The organism is Providencia sp. PROV048, assembly GCF_033688165.1.
Classification (GTDB): Bacteria; Pseudomonadota; Gammaproteobacteria; order Enterobacterales; family Enterobacteriaceae; genus Providencia; species Providencia hangzhouensis.
Map to the genome: position 1 here is coordinate 1760817 of NZ_CP096360.1, position 14330 is coordinate 1775146.

Genomic DNA, 14330 nt, shown 5'->3' on the forward strand with positions numbered 1-14330 from the left:
AAGTGCTTTTTATGATGGCAACCAATCACAAATTCAGCTAGGATCATTTTCATAGGTGCGGATCAATGCAGATTGGTATTGTCAGGCATACAATAATAATCAGTCTAATGATATAAGCAGTTTTAGCTTAAAAATAAAAGGTTTACAGGATGGAACAACAAACCGAAGTTGTTGAATGGGTCGATATTGTTGATGAAGACAATACTGTGATTGCTCAGGCAACACGTAGCCAAATGCGAGCAGAAAACCTACGTCATCGTGCAACTTACATTGTTGTTCATGACGGAATGGGCAAAATATTGGTTCAACGACGCACAGACATTAAAGATTTTCACCCCGGTTTCCTCGATGCAACAGCTGGAGGAGTGGTTACGCAAGGTGAAAACATTCTTGATTCTGCAAAGCGTGAAGCTGAAGAAGAGCTAGGTATTGCTGGCGTTCCTTTTGCTGAACATGGCCATTTTTACTTTGAAGATGCGCATTGTCGTGTATGGGGTGGTTTGTTTAGCTGTGTGAGCCATGGTCCATTTGCTTTACAAGAATCTGAAGTTGTTGAGGTCAGTTGGTTGACCCCTAAAGAGATCAGCGCACGCTGTGACGAATTTACGCCGGATTCACTTAAAGCGCTTTCTTTATGGTTGACTCGGAATAATGAGTTAGAAAAAACCATCACTTGTGCTGAAAACTCATAGTTGATCAGATTAAAATTGTTAAAGGGCTATTTTATTTAGTCCTTTACTTTATTTCTCTCAAAATCAAATCTCTAGCAAAGTTAATTTCAAGCTAATATATAACGATTAGTTATAACCAACTTGCAAGCTAAACGATGTATTCATTTCTACACTAGATATAATGTGACAGATCTTAACATTTATCGTTTGCGATATGATGCACTGCTTGGTGTATACATGACGCTTCGAGAGAATAAAAATGACAATTGATAAACAAGATACTTTTTTGAAACAACAACACCTTGATAACGTAACCAATAAAGCCCGTGAGATTATGGAGCGTGAAGGAATTGAAGCGTTAATCGCAACCGTGGGTGATAACTTTTATCACTTAACCGGTTTTGCGAGCTTCTTTATGTACACTTTCAGGCAAACAGGTTCGGCGATTGCGGTTATTTTTCGTGATCCTTCTATTCAATCATTGGTTATTATGAATGAATTTGAAGCGGCAAATTTGTCGCTTCAAATGCCTAACGCAAGGATTAAAACATTTCCAATTTGGGTGGATGTTGATGACCCTTACAACCCGGAAAATGGCAAAGTGGTGAAGGCAAGGCCAATTAATAGCCCAATAGAAACCATTTTCAATTTACTCAAGGAGGCGTTGTCAGAAGCGGGAGTTTATTGTAAACCGGTTGCAATTGAATTAAACCAAATTACACATACAGGTAAAGTATGGTTGGATAAGGTTATTCCTGAATTAAATTTGGTTGATTCTTCGCCGCTATTTAATGAATTACGCATGATTAAAAGCCCGTGGGAAATTGCTCATCTCAGAAAATCAGCACAAATTACAGAGGCTGGTATTGCTGCTGCGAGTAAATTGATCAAAGTCGGCTGTACTTCAGCGGAATTAACCGCCGCTTTTAAAGCGAAAGTGATGGAATTCCCTGAAACGAATTATAGTCGCTTCAATTTAATTTCAGTGGGCAGTGATTTTTCACCGAAAATGATCCCTGATGGCCAACCTGCAAAAGAAGGGGATTTAATTAAATTTGACTGTGGCGTTGATGTGGCAGGTTATGGTGCTGATATTGCACGGACATTTGTGGTTGGGAAACCGAATAAAAAAGTCGCTGCTATTTATCAAACTATCTTAAAAGGCCATCAATATATGTTAAGTCGAGTTGCGCCCGGCGTAGCATTAAGTGATGTTTTCAATGAAACAATGGCACTCATTCGTTCTTCGGGTTTGCCCCATTATAACCGTGGGCACTTAGGCCATGGGGACGGGGTGTTCGTTGGGTTGGAAGAAGCCCCTTTTGTGAGCGCTGCGACCACAGAAATATTTCGAGCTGGGATGGTAATGAGCTTAGAAACACCTTATTACGGGATTGGTGTTGGCGGTATTATGATTGAAGATATGCTTCTGATTACTGAAGACGGTGTGGAAATGTTAAGTCATTTGCCTCGTGAATTGATTTCTTTCGGGCAAGTGGAATAAGGGGCGGAATATGAAGTGGTATCATTATTTAGTTATTTTCCCAATCCTAGCGTTAACCGTGGGTATCTATTATGCCAACCAAGTAGAGCCTTTTGTTATGGGCTTGCCATTTTTAATGTTCTGGATTGTCTCATGGGTGATTGTTACAGCCTTAGTTATGTTACTAATCAATGTATTAGATAATAAAAATACGAAGGAAACACCATGAGCTCCGCGCTAATTATTATTACAATTTTTTTCCTATTTAGCATTTATCTTGCTATCCGTGCTAAAAAAGGCAAAACGATGGATCACGAAGGGTGGTCTGTCGGTGGGCGCAGCTATGGTGCATTGCTGGTTTTCCTTCTAAGTGCAGGGGAAATATATACCACGTTTACTTTTCTTGGTGGAAGCGGCTGGGCTTACGGTAAAGGACCTGCAATTTTATATACCTTAGCGGTCAATGCTTTTATGGGGATCTTTTTATACTGGGTACACCCAAGGGTATGGCGATTCGCAAAAGATAATGATGTCAGAACGATTTCTGAGTTATTTACCAAGAAATACCAAAGCCCGGGGTTAGGGTTATTAATTAGCTTGATTTCTATTGCTGCGATGGTGCCTTTATTTGTTTTGCAGCTTAAAGGATTAGGCATTATTGTTTCACAAGCGTCTTATGGTGCAATTCCTGCAGATATTGCCATATGGATTGGAATTATTGCAGTGACGTTGTTTGTGATGATCTCCGGTATTCATGGGTCAGCTTGGACATCAGCACTGAAAGATTTAATGATTTTAATTGTGGTCGTATTTATTGGTATTTATATCCCACTTCATTATTACGGTAGCTTTGGGGAGATGTTTAAAGCGATAGATACGGCGATGCCAAGCTTTTTAACATTCTCCGAAACGGGTCTAAATATCCCTTGGTATATTTCCACAATATTCTTATCTGTGGTTGCCTATTTCTGTTGGCCACATTATATGGCTGCGGTATTTACGGCTAAAGATGAAAAATCCTTAAAACGCAATAGTATTTTAATTCCTGCCTATAGCTTAATTATGTTATTTGCATTTTTTGTGGGTTATGCGTCTATATTACAAATTCCACATCTTGAAGGGGCGGCAGTGGATTTATCGCTGTTTGAGATATCTAAGAGCACCTTCTCACCGATTGTGGTTGGTTTTATTGGTGCGGCAGGGATGTTAACCGCATTAGTACCTGGTTCGATGTTGTTGCTAACCACTTCTAATATGTTAGCGGGAGTTGTGCAAAAAGCGATGGGAGTAAGTGAAGAAAAACGCCAGTCTGGTGTGTATGCTCGCTTTATGGTACCTGTCGTTGCGTTGGTCAGCTTGTATTTTATTTTCCACAGTAATGATACCTTAGTGGCTATTATGTTACTCGGGGTCAATATTGTCGCGCAGTTTTTCCCTGCTTTACTGATGAGCTTTAAACAGCAAAACCCAATGACACCAGCGGGTGCTATTTGTGGCATTTCTGCGGGGGTTTTATTCCTTGCGGTAACCTATATAGAGAAAATTTCTTTAGCACAATTGTTCCCTTGGTTAGGAGAAAGTTTGAGCTTTATGAATATCGGTATTGCTGCATTTATTCTGAATATTATTGTTGCGGTAGTGGTTTCATTATTTACGCGTAAAAGATAGTTAAAAATAATCAGGCAATAAAAAAGCGCTCAGTTGAGCGCTTTTTAGCATAAAGAGATGAATTAAGCGTTTTCGTTTTGTACTGCTTGGATAGCAGTTAACGCAACGGTATACACGATGTCATCAACTAATGCACCGCGTGACAAGTCATTGACTGGTTTACGCATACCTTGCAGCATTGGACCAATAGAGACTAAGTCAGCAGAACGTTGTACGGCTTTATACGTGGTATTACCGGTATTCAAGTCTGGGAAGATAAATACGGTCGCTTTACCTGCAACTGGTGAATTAGGTGCTTTTGACTTAGCGACATCTGCCATAACAGCCGCGTCATATTGTAATGGACCATCGATAATTAAATCAGGGCGTTTTTCTTGTGCTAAACGCGTTGCTTCACGCACTTTCTCAACATCACTACCCGCACCTGAATCGCCTGTAGAGTAAGAAATCATCGCAACACGTGGGTCTATACCGAACGCTTTGGCAGAATCCGCAGATTGGATAGCGATTTCAGATAATTGCTCTGCAGTTGGGTCTGGGTTGATAGCGCAGTCACCGTAAACAAATACTTGTTCTGGTAATAACATAAAGAACACAGAAGAAACTAATGAGCTACCCGGTGCTGTTTTAATTAATTGCAACGGTGGACGGATAGTATTCGCCGTCGTATGAACAGCACCAGAAACTAGGCCATCCACTTCGCCTTTCTCTAGCATTAATGTGCCTAATACAACGTTATCTTCTAATTGCTCACGAGCAACAACCTCTGTCATTCCTTTGCTCTTACGTAATTCAACGAGGCGAGCAACGTATTCTTCACGTACTTTAACTGGGTCAACAATTTCAATACCAGTACCGAGTTCAATACCTTGTGCAGCAGCAACACGACGAATATCTTCTGGGTTACCTAATAGAACACAAGTTGCAATGCCGCGCTCTGCACAGATAGATGCAGCTTTAACTGTACGCGGTTCGTCGCCTTCAGGAAGAACGATTCGTTTGCCAGCTTTACGTGCTAATTCAGTTAACTGATAACGGAATGCTGGTGGTGATAGGCGGTTAGGGCGTTCTGAGTCAGCAACCAGTGATTCAATCCAATCGCTACTAATATGACGAGCCACATAGTTTTGAATTTTTTCAATACGTTCATGGTCATCAGCTGGGACTTCTAAGCTAAAGCTTTGTAGATTCAGGGATGTTTGCCATGTATTGCTTTTCACCATGAAAACAGGCAGGCCGGTTTCGAAAGCTTGTTCACACAGCTGGCGAATAGGCGCATCGATGTTGTAACCACCAGTGAGTAGAACTGCACCGATTTCAACCCCGTTCATTGCCGCTAGTGAGGCAGAAACTAATACATCAGGGCGATCCGCTGAGGTCACTAATAATGATCCTGGGCGGAAGTGTTCAAGCATGTGCGGAATGCTGCGTGCGCAGAAAGTCACTGATTTAACACGACGAGTTTTGATTTCGCCTTCGTTAACAATCTCTGCACCCAAGTGTTTTGCCATGTCAATTGCACGGGTGGCAATTAAATCAAAGTTCCATGGAATGGATGCCAGCACAGGCAGATTCAGCGCAGAAAGTTGCTTAGTATCGAGGTTAGCCACAGTCGCTTTTGTTGAATCATCAAAGATTTCAGATAGGTCAGGGCGAGTACGACCTTGTTCATCAACAGGTGCATTCACCTTATTGATAATAACGCCGATGATATTTTTATTACGTTGGCCGCCAAATTCGTTACGTACTAACTCTAAACGCTCTTGCATTTGTGTGATTGAGCTGTTGCCTGGTGCAGTGACGAAAACAATCTCTGCGCCTAACGTTTTGGCAATTTCATAGTTTAATGATTGAGCAAATGAATGCTTACGCGTTGGCACTAAACCTTCAATTAAAATCACTTCCGCATTTTTTGTGTGGTCATGATAGCGAGCGACGATTTCTTCCATTAACACATCTTTTTTGGAAGAGGTCAGTAGCGATTCTACGTATTCCATTGTTAGTGGTTCAACAATGGTGGTAATACTTGAATGAGAGCGCAGGACTTCAGTGGTTTGGTCTTTATTGCCAGAGACGCGTGGCTGTGCGATAGGTTTGAAAACGCTTAATTGAACACCTTTTTGTTCCATTGAGCGAACGACACCTAGGCTAACGCTAGTTAAGCCAACGCTGGTGCCAGTAGGTATTAACATAATTGTACGGGACACGGGAACCTCTTTATTTCGGTTACTCTAATGACAAAACGATACCGCCAGCAGGTTGCTGGCGGTAGAAGTTGCTTATGCGGTTAAACGCGCAGTATCTTGGGCGATAACCAACTCTTCATTGGTTGCGATAACCAGTGCTGGGCGGCTGTTATCGGTAGTGATTAAACCTTCTTTACCGAAGCGCGCCGCTAAGTTACGTTCGTGGTCATATTCGAAACCAAGGATAGCCAGTTTCTTCAAGGTAATTTCACGAACTTGCGCTGAGTTTTCACCAATACCACCCGTGAAGATGATAGCATCAAGGCGGCCTTCCATCAGAGCACTATATGCACCAACGTATTTCGCCAAACGATGGCAGAAAACATCCATTGCGCGAGTTGCGTCTTCTTTAGTGCCGTAGTTATCTTCAACATAGCGGCAGTCACTTGTTACGCCAGTTAAACCTAATAAACCAGACTCTTTGGTCAGCATCTTGTTGATTTGCTCAACACTCATACCTAAAGAATCATGTAAATGGAAAATAATTGCAGGGTCGATATCACCACTACGTGTTCCCATTACCAGACCTTCTAATGGCGTTAAACCCATTGAAGTATCAACGCATTTACCGTTAACAATAGCAGTAACAGAACCACCATTGCCTAGGTGGCAAGTGATAACATTTAGCTCATCAACAGGTTTGTTGAGTTTTTTCGCAGCTTCACGGGAAACATAGTAATGGCTTGTACCGTGCGCACCATAACGGCGAATACTATGCTCTGAATATAATTCGTATGGCAATGCATACAGATAAGCTTCCTGCGGCATGGTCTGATGGAATGCGGTATCAAAGACAGCGACATTTTTGTTGACCAGATGCGGGAAGGATTTTCTTGCTTCTTCAATACCGATGAGATGAGCAGGGTTATGCAATGGCGCGAATGGAATAGCCGCTTCGATGCCTTCAATCACTTCATCTGTGATTAATACAGAAGAGGTAAATTTCTCACCACCATGAACAATACGGTGACCGATGGAGGTGATTTGCTCTGATAGCTCAGGTTTTTCAGCAAGAATAGTGTTAACAATGAAATCCAATGCTTCGCTATGCGCTGCACCAGCACCTAAAGGCGCTTCTTTCTTAGCACCATCCATTTTCCACTTAATACGGGCTTCCGGGAGGTTAAAGCACTCAGCTAATCCAGATAAAAATTCATCGCCATTAGTTGGGTCGATGATGGCGAATTTCAGTGAGGAGCTACCGCAGTTTAGAACCAGTACCAGCTTACTTGACATGGAAATACCTATCGTTAATTGTTGTTGTGAAGCCTTTTAAAAACATGAAAAGACTCAGATATAAAAATATACCGCTAGAGCCTAGCGTATTTATGACCTGAAACATCATGATTGATATCATGTTAAAGGCGAAAAAAATTAAAGATCGTGAGATCTTCAGGGGTTGATAACGCAGGCGCTATTCTTTTCTACAGAAGGTTATAAAAGTAAACCTCTGCACCTAGTGTTGAAATAACGACCAACAACCCCAATATATAACTGTTGTCTATCTTCAGTATCGAAGATGGATAAAGCTAAAAAATAACAAATGCAACAGCAATTCTAAATGTGGCAGATTCTACTAAAATTATTTTATATTTTATACGTTTTTTTTAAAAATAGGGACTTTGATTGATTAAAATCATAAGTGACGTATAAAGTAGTGTTATAGCACAGGGTTACGTTGCTATTAGAATAGCTGATATTTAGTAAATTGACTTAACTTAAGGTAAATGTAATGAAATAATTTCGTTACCTTAAATGTGCTATCATTTTACCATGCGTAATTTATAAATTATTGCCTCAGTTTTTAAGAAGTCGATAGGAAACGTTTCATGAGTACATTGCAAAGTACACCGCCCGGTTTTTTTAAGCGCTTTAGATTAGGTAACCGCTATCTGAAGGCTTTTCCTATGGAGAAAAAACTGTCGCCGATATTCCCCGAAATTCGTATTAACAAGGCGGTACGCTTTGGTATTCGCTTTATGCCGCCCATTGCAATTTTTACATTAGCATGGCAAATCGCGTTAGGTGGGCAATTGGGACCTGCCATTGCCACGGCACTTTTTGCCTGTAGTTTGCCAATGCAAGGCTTATGGTGGTTAGGAAAACGTGCGGCGACGCCTTTGCCATCCAGCTTGCTAAGCTGGTTTTATGAGATCCGTGATAAATTTACCGAAGCGGGAATTGCGATGGCACCGGTTGAACACCAACCCGATTATATGGCGTTGGCTGACTTGCTAAAACGTGCATTTAACCAGCTAGATCGTTCCTTTATGGAAGATATCTAAGGGATAATTTTTATTAAAAGGTAGATTTAACAATAAGTAATGCAAAAATAGTGTTTAGATCAATAAAAGCGATGTTTTCACTGTCTATGATTGATGTTGAATGCGAAGATAAGCCATACTTTTTTGTGGGAGAACCCTGATGGAAATGACTAACGCACAACGCTTGATCTTATCTAATCAATATAAAATGATGACCATGCTTGACCCCGATAATGCAGAACGTTATCGCCGACAACAAACCATTATTGAACGTGGTTTCGGTTTACAAATGCGTGAGTTAGACAGAGACTTTGGTCATTTAAGTGAAGATACCTGCCGTACTGTTATTGATATCATGGAAATGTACCATGCGCTGCAAGTCTCTTATAGCAACATGGCTAATAAGGAAGACATTGATGGCCGCCGTGTGCAATTTTTGGGCTTTGATGCGGCAACAGAAGCACGTTATCTGAGCTATGTCCGTTTTATGGTCAACACAGAAGGGCGTTATACCCACTTTGACAGCGGGACGCATGGGTTTAACTCACAAACACCAATGTGGGAAAAATATAATCGTATGTTAGCGATTTGGCATGCATGTCCAAGGCAGTATCATTTATCAGCAGTGGAGATCTCCCAAATTTTAAATGCCTAATGCTCGTCATTCTTCGCGCTGTAGCTTTGTTGACTGCGTTCGGCGACTCGGGTCACATACATTTGTATGTTCCCCGAGATATCTTCTCTAGTCGCCTAGCTACAGCGTGAATATTTAGAGCATGTTTGCTTGTCATTAGTAAAGCAGCAACACGTGACACTGATATGCGAGCTATATGAGCAAGTTTTTCTGAAAAAGTTAGCAAATACTAAAAATGTCAAAAAAGTGACCTATAAACCAAATGACAAGTAAAACAGCAACAATGCTAGCTACGCCAGCAGCAGCATACAATAGAAGAGAAATAGCGAGAACACTCCCATTTAGCGCTAACGCTATCCTGCCCGATTTTTTGTTTTCATGGCGGATAAATGAAATAGCAGTCAAAATAATGCCAAACACACTGAGCGTTATACTAATTTGTTTGGATAATTCAATTTTATCTAATAAAAGCTGTCGCTGTTCATTGGCAGGATCTACAGTAGGAGCTTGATACGCTTTTCCTTTAATTGCATCGATTGTCGCTTTTTTTATACTACTTACCTTTTCATGAACAATTTGCTCTAACTTAGGTTTGGATTGGACGTATTCACGCTCAAGGCTTTGATTAACAAGTATTACAAGAATGCTAAAAGCTCCAATGATGATGGCAATTAAACTGAATCGATTATAAACCATAGACATAGTCACTAATATTCCCTATTAAATTATCCCCAATATATCGATTGGTAATTGAACATCAAACAATTGCTATTATTTTTTTATTCGTCTCGATATACTTTAATGGCTCTACTATTTTTTATAAATTTCGTTAAGTGAAAGCTCAGTATAATTATCCTTCTCAGATGCCAAATAACTTTCGTTCTTATACATTAAATTCCATACATAGATATAAAAATCCCGAGCGGTTATACCGTCAGGTAAGTCTAATTGAGGTGCTCCAGTATAGTAGCAATCCTTTAGCTCTTTTTCTGAATAGTATGCTATCGCATACTTAAAACTATCCTTGAAACGAATTTGATACTTTAAAGGCAACATATCAATATACGGCTTAAGTATTTTATCAACAATTAAATCAATACTTGAATGATTATTCAAATTCAGTTTCAATAACGCTTCATCTTCATTCGGGCCACCATCAAGTGGAGCCCAAAATCCAGATATATACCATCTACTAATCTTTATCTTTTTCATTTCATTTTATTCCAAATATGCTATACATTTTTCCTGTTTTTTTATCAAAACCAGCTCTTACTGTTGATGTTTGAAAGTATTCGCCTTCTTTTGTATAGCCTTCCGCAACGATTCTTCCCATGTCAACATCGACACGCCCATTTGTATGAATGTTAGGATCATATAATTCACCTGCTTTTTCTATTGCTTCTAACTGATCTTGTGGATTGATAAAACGTGTTGAATTAGTTGGACTACCTTGTACTCCATCGGGAGTATATCCAGTTTTTGATCTGTATTTTTGTTGTTCTAATGTTGTACCGGAACCATGCCTACGTAAGCCATGTATATTGTCGCTACCATATTCTGCTTCAAAGTCTTGTATTTTCTTCTTATACTCCTTTTCTAGACTTACATAAGCAGATTTTACATCCTTTCTTTCAACCGTCAGAATATAATCCCTAAAATCCACCGGCTCTACATCGTGTCCCGTATGGCGCCAAATAATCCCATCATCCGCAATCGGCAATGTTTCAGGCCGAGTATCAGACTCATGGATAGCAAAACCTTCCGGTTTCTCGACTCTTTGAGGCTGAGGCGAGGGGCCCGCATGAATGATGGGTTCATTTGGGATATCATCAATCCGCGCAGAGATATTAATTATCTCCCCTGATGCCGCCACGCCCATGTAAAGAGTTGTCCCGCCTGCATCAAAACGGTAAATTTCGGCTTGGTTATTAGTGCTCGGCAATCCATTTGGGGATTGATATATCGGTAAGCTCAACACCTCTCTCGCTTCAGCTTCGGAAGCCAATTCACCTTTAATCACCGGCACTTGGTCAAAGCCACTGTCTCGCTCAGTATGGAACGCAATCAGTTGAGATGCACTTGCCATCGCTGCCTCTGTGGTTCCCGTTGAGGCAAATCCCACTCGCATACGTGTTGGTGCAGTTCCACCTATTTCCGCGATTTCCAGCAAGTCTGGGTGTGTTAAACTATCCCCATCATAGATATTCGGTATCATACCAACCAATACGCGTGCACTGTCAAACCAAGTCGACGAACCGAATCCTTTCGATACCCCTTTGGCTATTGCATAGTCATTTTCAGACTGGAAAGCAAATCGCCTTGAGTCTTGATTGATATCCGGTGGATTAATTGCTTGTTGACCCATAGCGCCACCTGCCGCTGCTCCACCGAATCCGCCTATAGGACTCGGAGGCATAGGAGCTACGAAGGCATTGGCAGTACCAATCCCTAACAAGCTCAAAAATGAGGAAGAACGTTGGCTCGGTTGTTTCGCTGCGGCATCAATACCACAGGTATACGCGTTGTAATCACATAGCCCAAAGTTAGCCAAGTCTTCGACGGTGTCGCCCGCATCGGTATTGCCCAGACCTCTCAACGTGGATTTGGCAAATACGGGCTCTGCAATGCGTTTAATCGCAATCACGCGACGATGGTCATAGGGGAACAACAGGGGATAGCCGTTATCCCGTTGTTGATAATGCACTGAACGGCTGATTTGCCCCGCCGTCATGCGGTGGATGATCGTTGGGATATTGGGGTTAAATGCTCCAGCGCGGTTGTTTTCACTCAGGAGATACCCCTGTTCACGGCAATAATCACTCAGTAATTTATCGCTGCCTTGAATCGCTGCCGGAGGCGACAGCGTTGTCAGGGCATCGGCTAAGGGTTGCGGTTCAAGGCTCAGTGTATACGGGCGAGCCGTTAAGCCTTCCGCTTTAATCAGGCCTTGTGGGTCGCTGCTGCCTTGCAATGTACGGCCTGTGCCTCGCTCTGCGAGCGAATAGGGCACGTTGGCTAAGGGTTGTCCCTTATCATCAACCAATTGCAGTTCTAACCAAAATCGGTAGTTTTCACAGATAATGCACGATTCAACCTTCTGACTCATGACGGCTCCGTTGTCGTGGTTAACCAGCCTTGTTGCTGGGCATAGTCCGTAAATTGTGTGGCGGTACGAGTATGAATATCCCCCACGAGTGAGGGATGCAGGTGTAACCAATCCACTAAACGTCGGTGAAGTTGACCTTCCGGTGTGTCGAGTGACAGCGCTATTTCCGCATGGTTTTCCCACAGTTCACACGCCAGGTTTTCCGCTAACAGCGGTATCGCAAACGGGTCAACGCCATCCGGCAATTGAATGTCTACCGCTTGCCCTGAGCCTCCCGCACTGTCACCAATCGCCACATTGCCGGAGGTAAACACATTGCCCGGTGTCACCCGCACAAAACTACCCCCCACTTTTAAGGTAATTTCCGTCGCTGCATCAATCACCACTTTGCCTTGGCTGGTGATGTGGGTCTCTTGACCACTTTCACTCACCAGTGCACCGTTAATTTGTTGGTGATAACTGCCAAGCACCTGTTCAGAGATATCACCTTCTATTTGAGCCTTGTGCGTCCCTTTAATGTGAAGGTGGTCATCCCCTTGAATGTCAGTAAAACGGTGTTGGTCAATACGCTGTTTGACATCCTGTTGAACATGGGTGTGGCTATCATGTTGAATATGCACATTCATGTCACGCTGGGCATGAATATATACTTCTTCTTGCCCTGCTTGGTCTTCGAAACGTAATTCGTTAAAACCTTCCCCTTTATGAGTGCACGTTTTAAAGGTGGTGCGTGTTTTTTGGGTCGGTAAATCTAACGGAGGGGCATTGCGACCGTTGTACATGCATCCCGTAATGACGGGGCGGTCAATGTCGCCATTCAGATAACTAATTAAAACCTGCTGCCCAATATGGGGAATACTCATAAACCCATAGCCATTTCCGCTCCAGCCATGCATTACAGGTACCCAGCAAGAAGCACTGTGGTCAGGAATACCACGCCTGTCCCAATGAAAATAGACGGTCACTTCCCCTTTGCTGTTCGTGTAAATTTCTTCCCCTTTTGGGCCTACGACTGTCGCAACTTCATCCCCATCCGCTGTAGGTTTATACCGATAGGGCGGTCGCCACTCTTGAGTGCTGGGAATAAAGGAAAGCTGGTTACTCAATTGAGTCCCTTCACCGCCACTGTTATCAGCAAGAGGTTGCACACCGTGATGGGATACGCTAATCACTTGCCACGTCGTATTCATTCGAGGGCTAGGATGGTTAGACAAGGTAAAAATACGCCCCGGTGCTAACTCAATGCAGTTCGTCGTAGCCGTTCCTACTTGCCGCTGGTTTTGTGATTGTTCGTAGCGAATTTGGTTAAAAGGTTGCCCCTGCGCATCTTCTTGAAAGCGACCATAGCTTTCAAAGATTTCATGTTGTTGATGCACTTCCCCAGTGACTTGATGACTCAGCGGGTAAGAGGGCCTGAGTTGATTGTAGTCTTTATCCACGCGAATATCGCTGCACAACTGCTCGGCATAGCGCCATGTGGTGGCGGTGCTGTCGGTGATATCCGTTTCAGATTGCGGATTATAGGTGAGCGATATCCCCGCTTTCATGCCTAAATGACGGTCACTGTAAAACAGTTGTGGGCCTTCTTCGAACCAGTAATTAATTCCCTCTTCGGCAGCAAGCCGACACCAGAATTCATACAGGGTTTCACGCTTTTGAGTGATGTACTCGCGTTTCAGATGCTCTTCGGGGTGATAAAGCTGTTTATCAAATTTGATATGAGACTCGCTCAATAGCGTCTCAAGAATGTTCGGCACCGTCATATTTTGGAAAATGCGGCTGTCTTGCTTAAGCGTCATCACCCACATTTCAGGGCGTATCACAAAGTGATACCAGGTTTTAACCCCATCGGTATTCCCTTGTTCAGCCCCCGCTAAAATCCCTTGTACCGTGCGAAGAATTTTTCCATCTCGTTTTACGGTCAGCGAGGAGGCCACACCCAATACTGTTTGAAAATCAATCTCGGGTAACGGGCTGACCGCCTGAATCGACAGTGAAAAGAGTTGGGAAAGCCCTTCTTGTAAATCAAACTGAGTCACTTGAAAGGTATTTTCAGGTAACCCACCAATGGTACAGGTGAATACTAATCCCGTCCCCATTTCGCCATTCATAATACGGTCTAGCAGTTGACCATGGGCTTCTTGCAAGGCTTGGTCCTGTGCATAGGTTCTGCCGCCGGTGTATCCGCCACCGTGAATAAGCGGGTTATTTTCGGGGCTGCCGAGTCGTTTGTTTTTATTGGGGTCTGTCCAAGACAT

The 14330-nt window shown here is 42.6% G+C and carries 12 protein-coding genes; 6 read left to right on the plus strand and 6 right to left on the minus strand.

The features are described from left to right. Positions 1 to 149: 149 nt before the first annotated feature. The 4 genes from yfcD (at position 150) to M1F26_RS07645 (ending at position 3822) form a co-directional block, all read left to right on the plus strand. Entirely contained in the window at positions 150 to 692 is a 543-nt protein-coding gene (gene yfcD, locus M1F26_RS07630) for an NUDIX hydrolase YfcD (RefSeq protein WP_004257328.1), read from the plus strand. Positions 693 to 930: 238 nt separating this feature from the next. Continuing rightward, positions 931 to 2175, plus strand: coding sequence for a M24 family metallopeptidase (locus M1F26_RS07635; RefSeq protein WP_140172361.1), 1245 nt, complete (start codon positions 931 to 933; stop codon positions 2173 to 2175). Positions 2176 to 2185: 10 nt separating this feature from the next. Then, on the plus strand, positions 2186 to 2383 hold the full coding sequence (locus tag M1F26_RS07640) for a DUF3311 domain-containing protein (protein WP_140172362.1): 198 nt from the start codon (positions 2186 to 2188) through the stop codon (positions 2381 to 2383). Further along, positions 2380 to 3822, plus strand: a complete 1443-nt coding sequence (locus M1F26_RS07645; RefSeq protein ID WP_140172363.1) for a sodium:solute symporter family protein — start codon at positions 2380 to 2382, stop codon at positions 3820 to 3822. Before M1F26_RS07640 ends, M1F26_RS07645 begins: the two co-directional genes overlap by 4 nt. Before the next feature lie 62 nt (positions 3823 to 3884). Here the strand turns inward: M1F26_RS07645 and pta are convergent, their stop codons facing one another. Beyond that, complete coding sequence (gene pta, locus M1F26_RS07650; protein ID WP_153673987.1) at positions 3885 to 6014, minus strand: phosphate acetyltransferase; 2130 nt, start codon at positions 6012 to 6014, stop codon at positions 3885 to 3887. 87 nt (positions 6015 to 6101) lie between these two features. Next, positions 6102 to 7304, minus strand: coding sequence for an acetate kinase (gene ackA / locus M1F26_RS07655; RefSeq protein WP_004257349.1), 1203 nt, complete (start codon positions 7302 to 7304; stop codon positions 6102 to 6104). 593 nt (positions 7305 to 7897) lie between these two features. On the opposite strand from ackA, the gene yfbV reads away from it, so the two are divergent. Continuing rightward, positions 7898 to 8353 carry a terminus macrodomain insulation protein YfbV gene (gene yfbV, locus M1F26_RS07660; protein ID WP_004257353.1) on the plus strand — a complete coding sequence of 152 codons (456 nt, stop codon included), beginning with the start codon at positions 7898 to 7900 and terminating at the stop codon, positions 8351 to 8353. A gap of 139 nt (positions 8354 to 8492) precedes the next feature. After that, positions 8493 to 8987, plus strand: a complete 495-nt coding sequence (locus tag M1F26_RS07665) for a YfbU family protein (protein WP_004257356.1) — start codon at positions 8493 to 8495, stop codon at positions 8985 to 8987. 198 nt (positions 8988 to 9185) lie between these two features. On the opposite strand, the gene M1F26_RS07670 is transcribed toward M1F26_RS07665, so the two are convergent. The 4 genes from M1F26_RS07670 to M1F26_RS07685 form a co-directional block, all read right to left on the minus strand. Continuing rightward, on the minus strand, positions 9186 to 9668 hold the full coding sequence (locus M1F26_RS07670) for a hypothetical protein (RefSeq protein WP_036957978.1): 483 nt from the start codon (positions 9666 to 9668) through the stop codon (positions 9186 to 9188). A 108-nt stretch (positions 9669 to 9776) separates the two neighbouring features. Further along, on the minus strand, positions 9777 to 10178 hold the full coding sequence (locus M1F26_RS07675; RefSeq protein ID WP_004257363.1) for a hypothetical protein: 402 nt from the start codon (positions 10176 to 10178) through the stop codon (positions 9777 to 9779). 1 nt (position 10179) lies between these two features. Next, positions 10180 to 12072, minus strand: a complete 1893-nt coding sequence (locus M1F26_RS07680; protein ID WP_140172364.1) for a hypothetical protein — start codon at positions 12070 to 12072, stop codon at positions 10180 to 10182. Then, positions 12069 to 14330, minus strand: a complete 2262-nt coding sequence (locus tag M1F26_RS07685; protein ID WP_252728654.1) for a type VI secretion system Vgr family protein — start codon at positions 14328 to 14330, stop codon at positions 12069 to 12071. The genes M1F26_RS07680 and M1F26_RS07685 overlap by 4 nt, the downstream gene beginning before the upstream one ends.

What these genes read in the sequence shown, in the direction of transcription:
- yfcD (WP_004257328.1), top strand. Translation starts at nt 150, where the DNA reads ATGGAACAACAAACCGAAGTTGTTGAATGGGTCGATATTGTTGATGAA.
- M1F26_RS07635 (WP_140172361.1), top strand. Translation starts at nt 931, where the DNA reads ATGACAATTGATAAACAAGATACTTTTTTGAAACAACAACACCTTGAT.
- M1F26_RS07640 (WP_140172362.1), top strand. Translation starts at nt 2,186, where the DNA reads ATGAAGTGGTATCATTATTTAGTTATTTTCCCAATCCTAGCGTTAACC.
- M1F26_RS07645 (WP_140172363.1), top strand. Translation starts at nt 2,380, where the DNA reads ATGAGCTCCGCGCTAATTATTATTACAATTTTTTTCCTATTTAGCATT.
- pta (WP_153673987.1), bottom strand. Translation starts at nt 6,014, where the DNA reads ATGTTAATACCTACTGGCACCAGCGTTGGCTTAACTAGCGTTAGCCTA.
- ackA (WP_004257349.1), bottom strand. Translation starts at nt 7,304, where the DNA reads ATGTCAAGTAAGCTGGTACTGGTTCTAAACTGCGGTAGCTCCTCACTG.
- yfbV (WP_004257353.1), top strand. Translation starts at nt 7,898, where the DNA reads ATGAGTACATTGCAAAGTACACCGCCCGGTTTTTTTAAGCGCTTTAGA.
- M1F26_RS07665 (WP_004257356.1), top strand. Translation starts at nt 8,493, where the DNA reads ATGGAAATGACTAACGCACAACGCTTGATCTTATCTAATCAATATAAA.
- M1F26_RS07670 (WP_036957978.1), bottom strand. Translation starts at nt 9,668, where the DNA reads ATGTCTATGGTTTATAATCGATTCAGTTTAATTGCCATCATCATTGGA.
- M1F26_RS07675 (WP_004257363.1), bottom strand. Translation starts at nt 10,178, where the DNA reads ATGAAAAAGATAAAGATTAGTAGATGGTATATATCTGGATTTTGGGCT.
- M1F26_RS07680 (WP_140172364.1), bottom strand. Translation starts at nt 12,072, where the DNA reads ATGAGTCAGAAGGTTGAATCGTGCATTATCTGTGAAAACTACCGATTT.
- M1F26_RS07685 (WP_252728654.1), bottom strand. Translation starts at nt 14,330, where the DNA reads ATGTCTTGGACAGACCCCAATAAAAACAAACGACTCGGCAGCCCCGAA.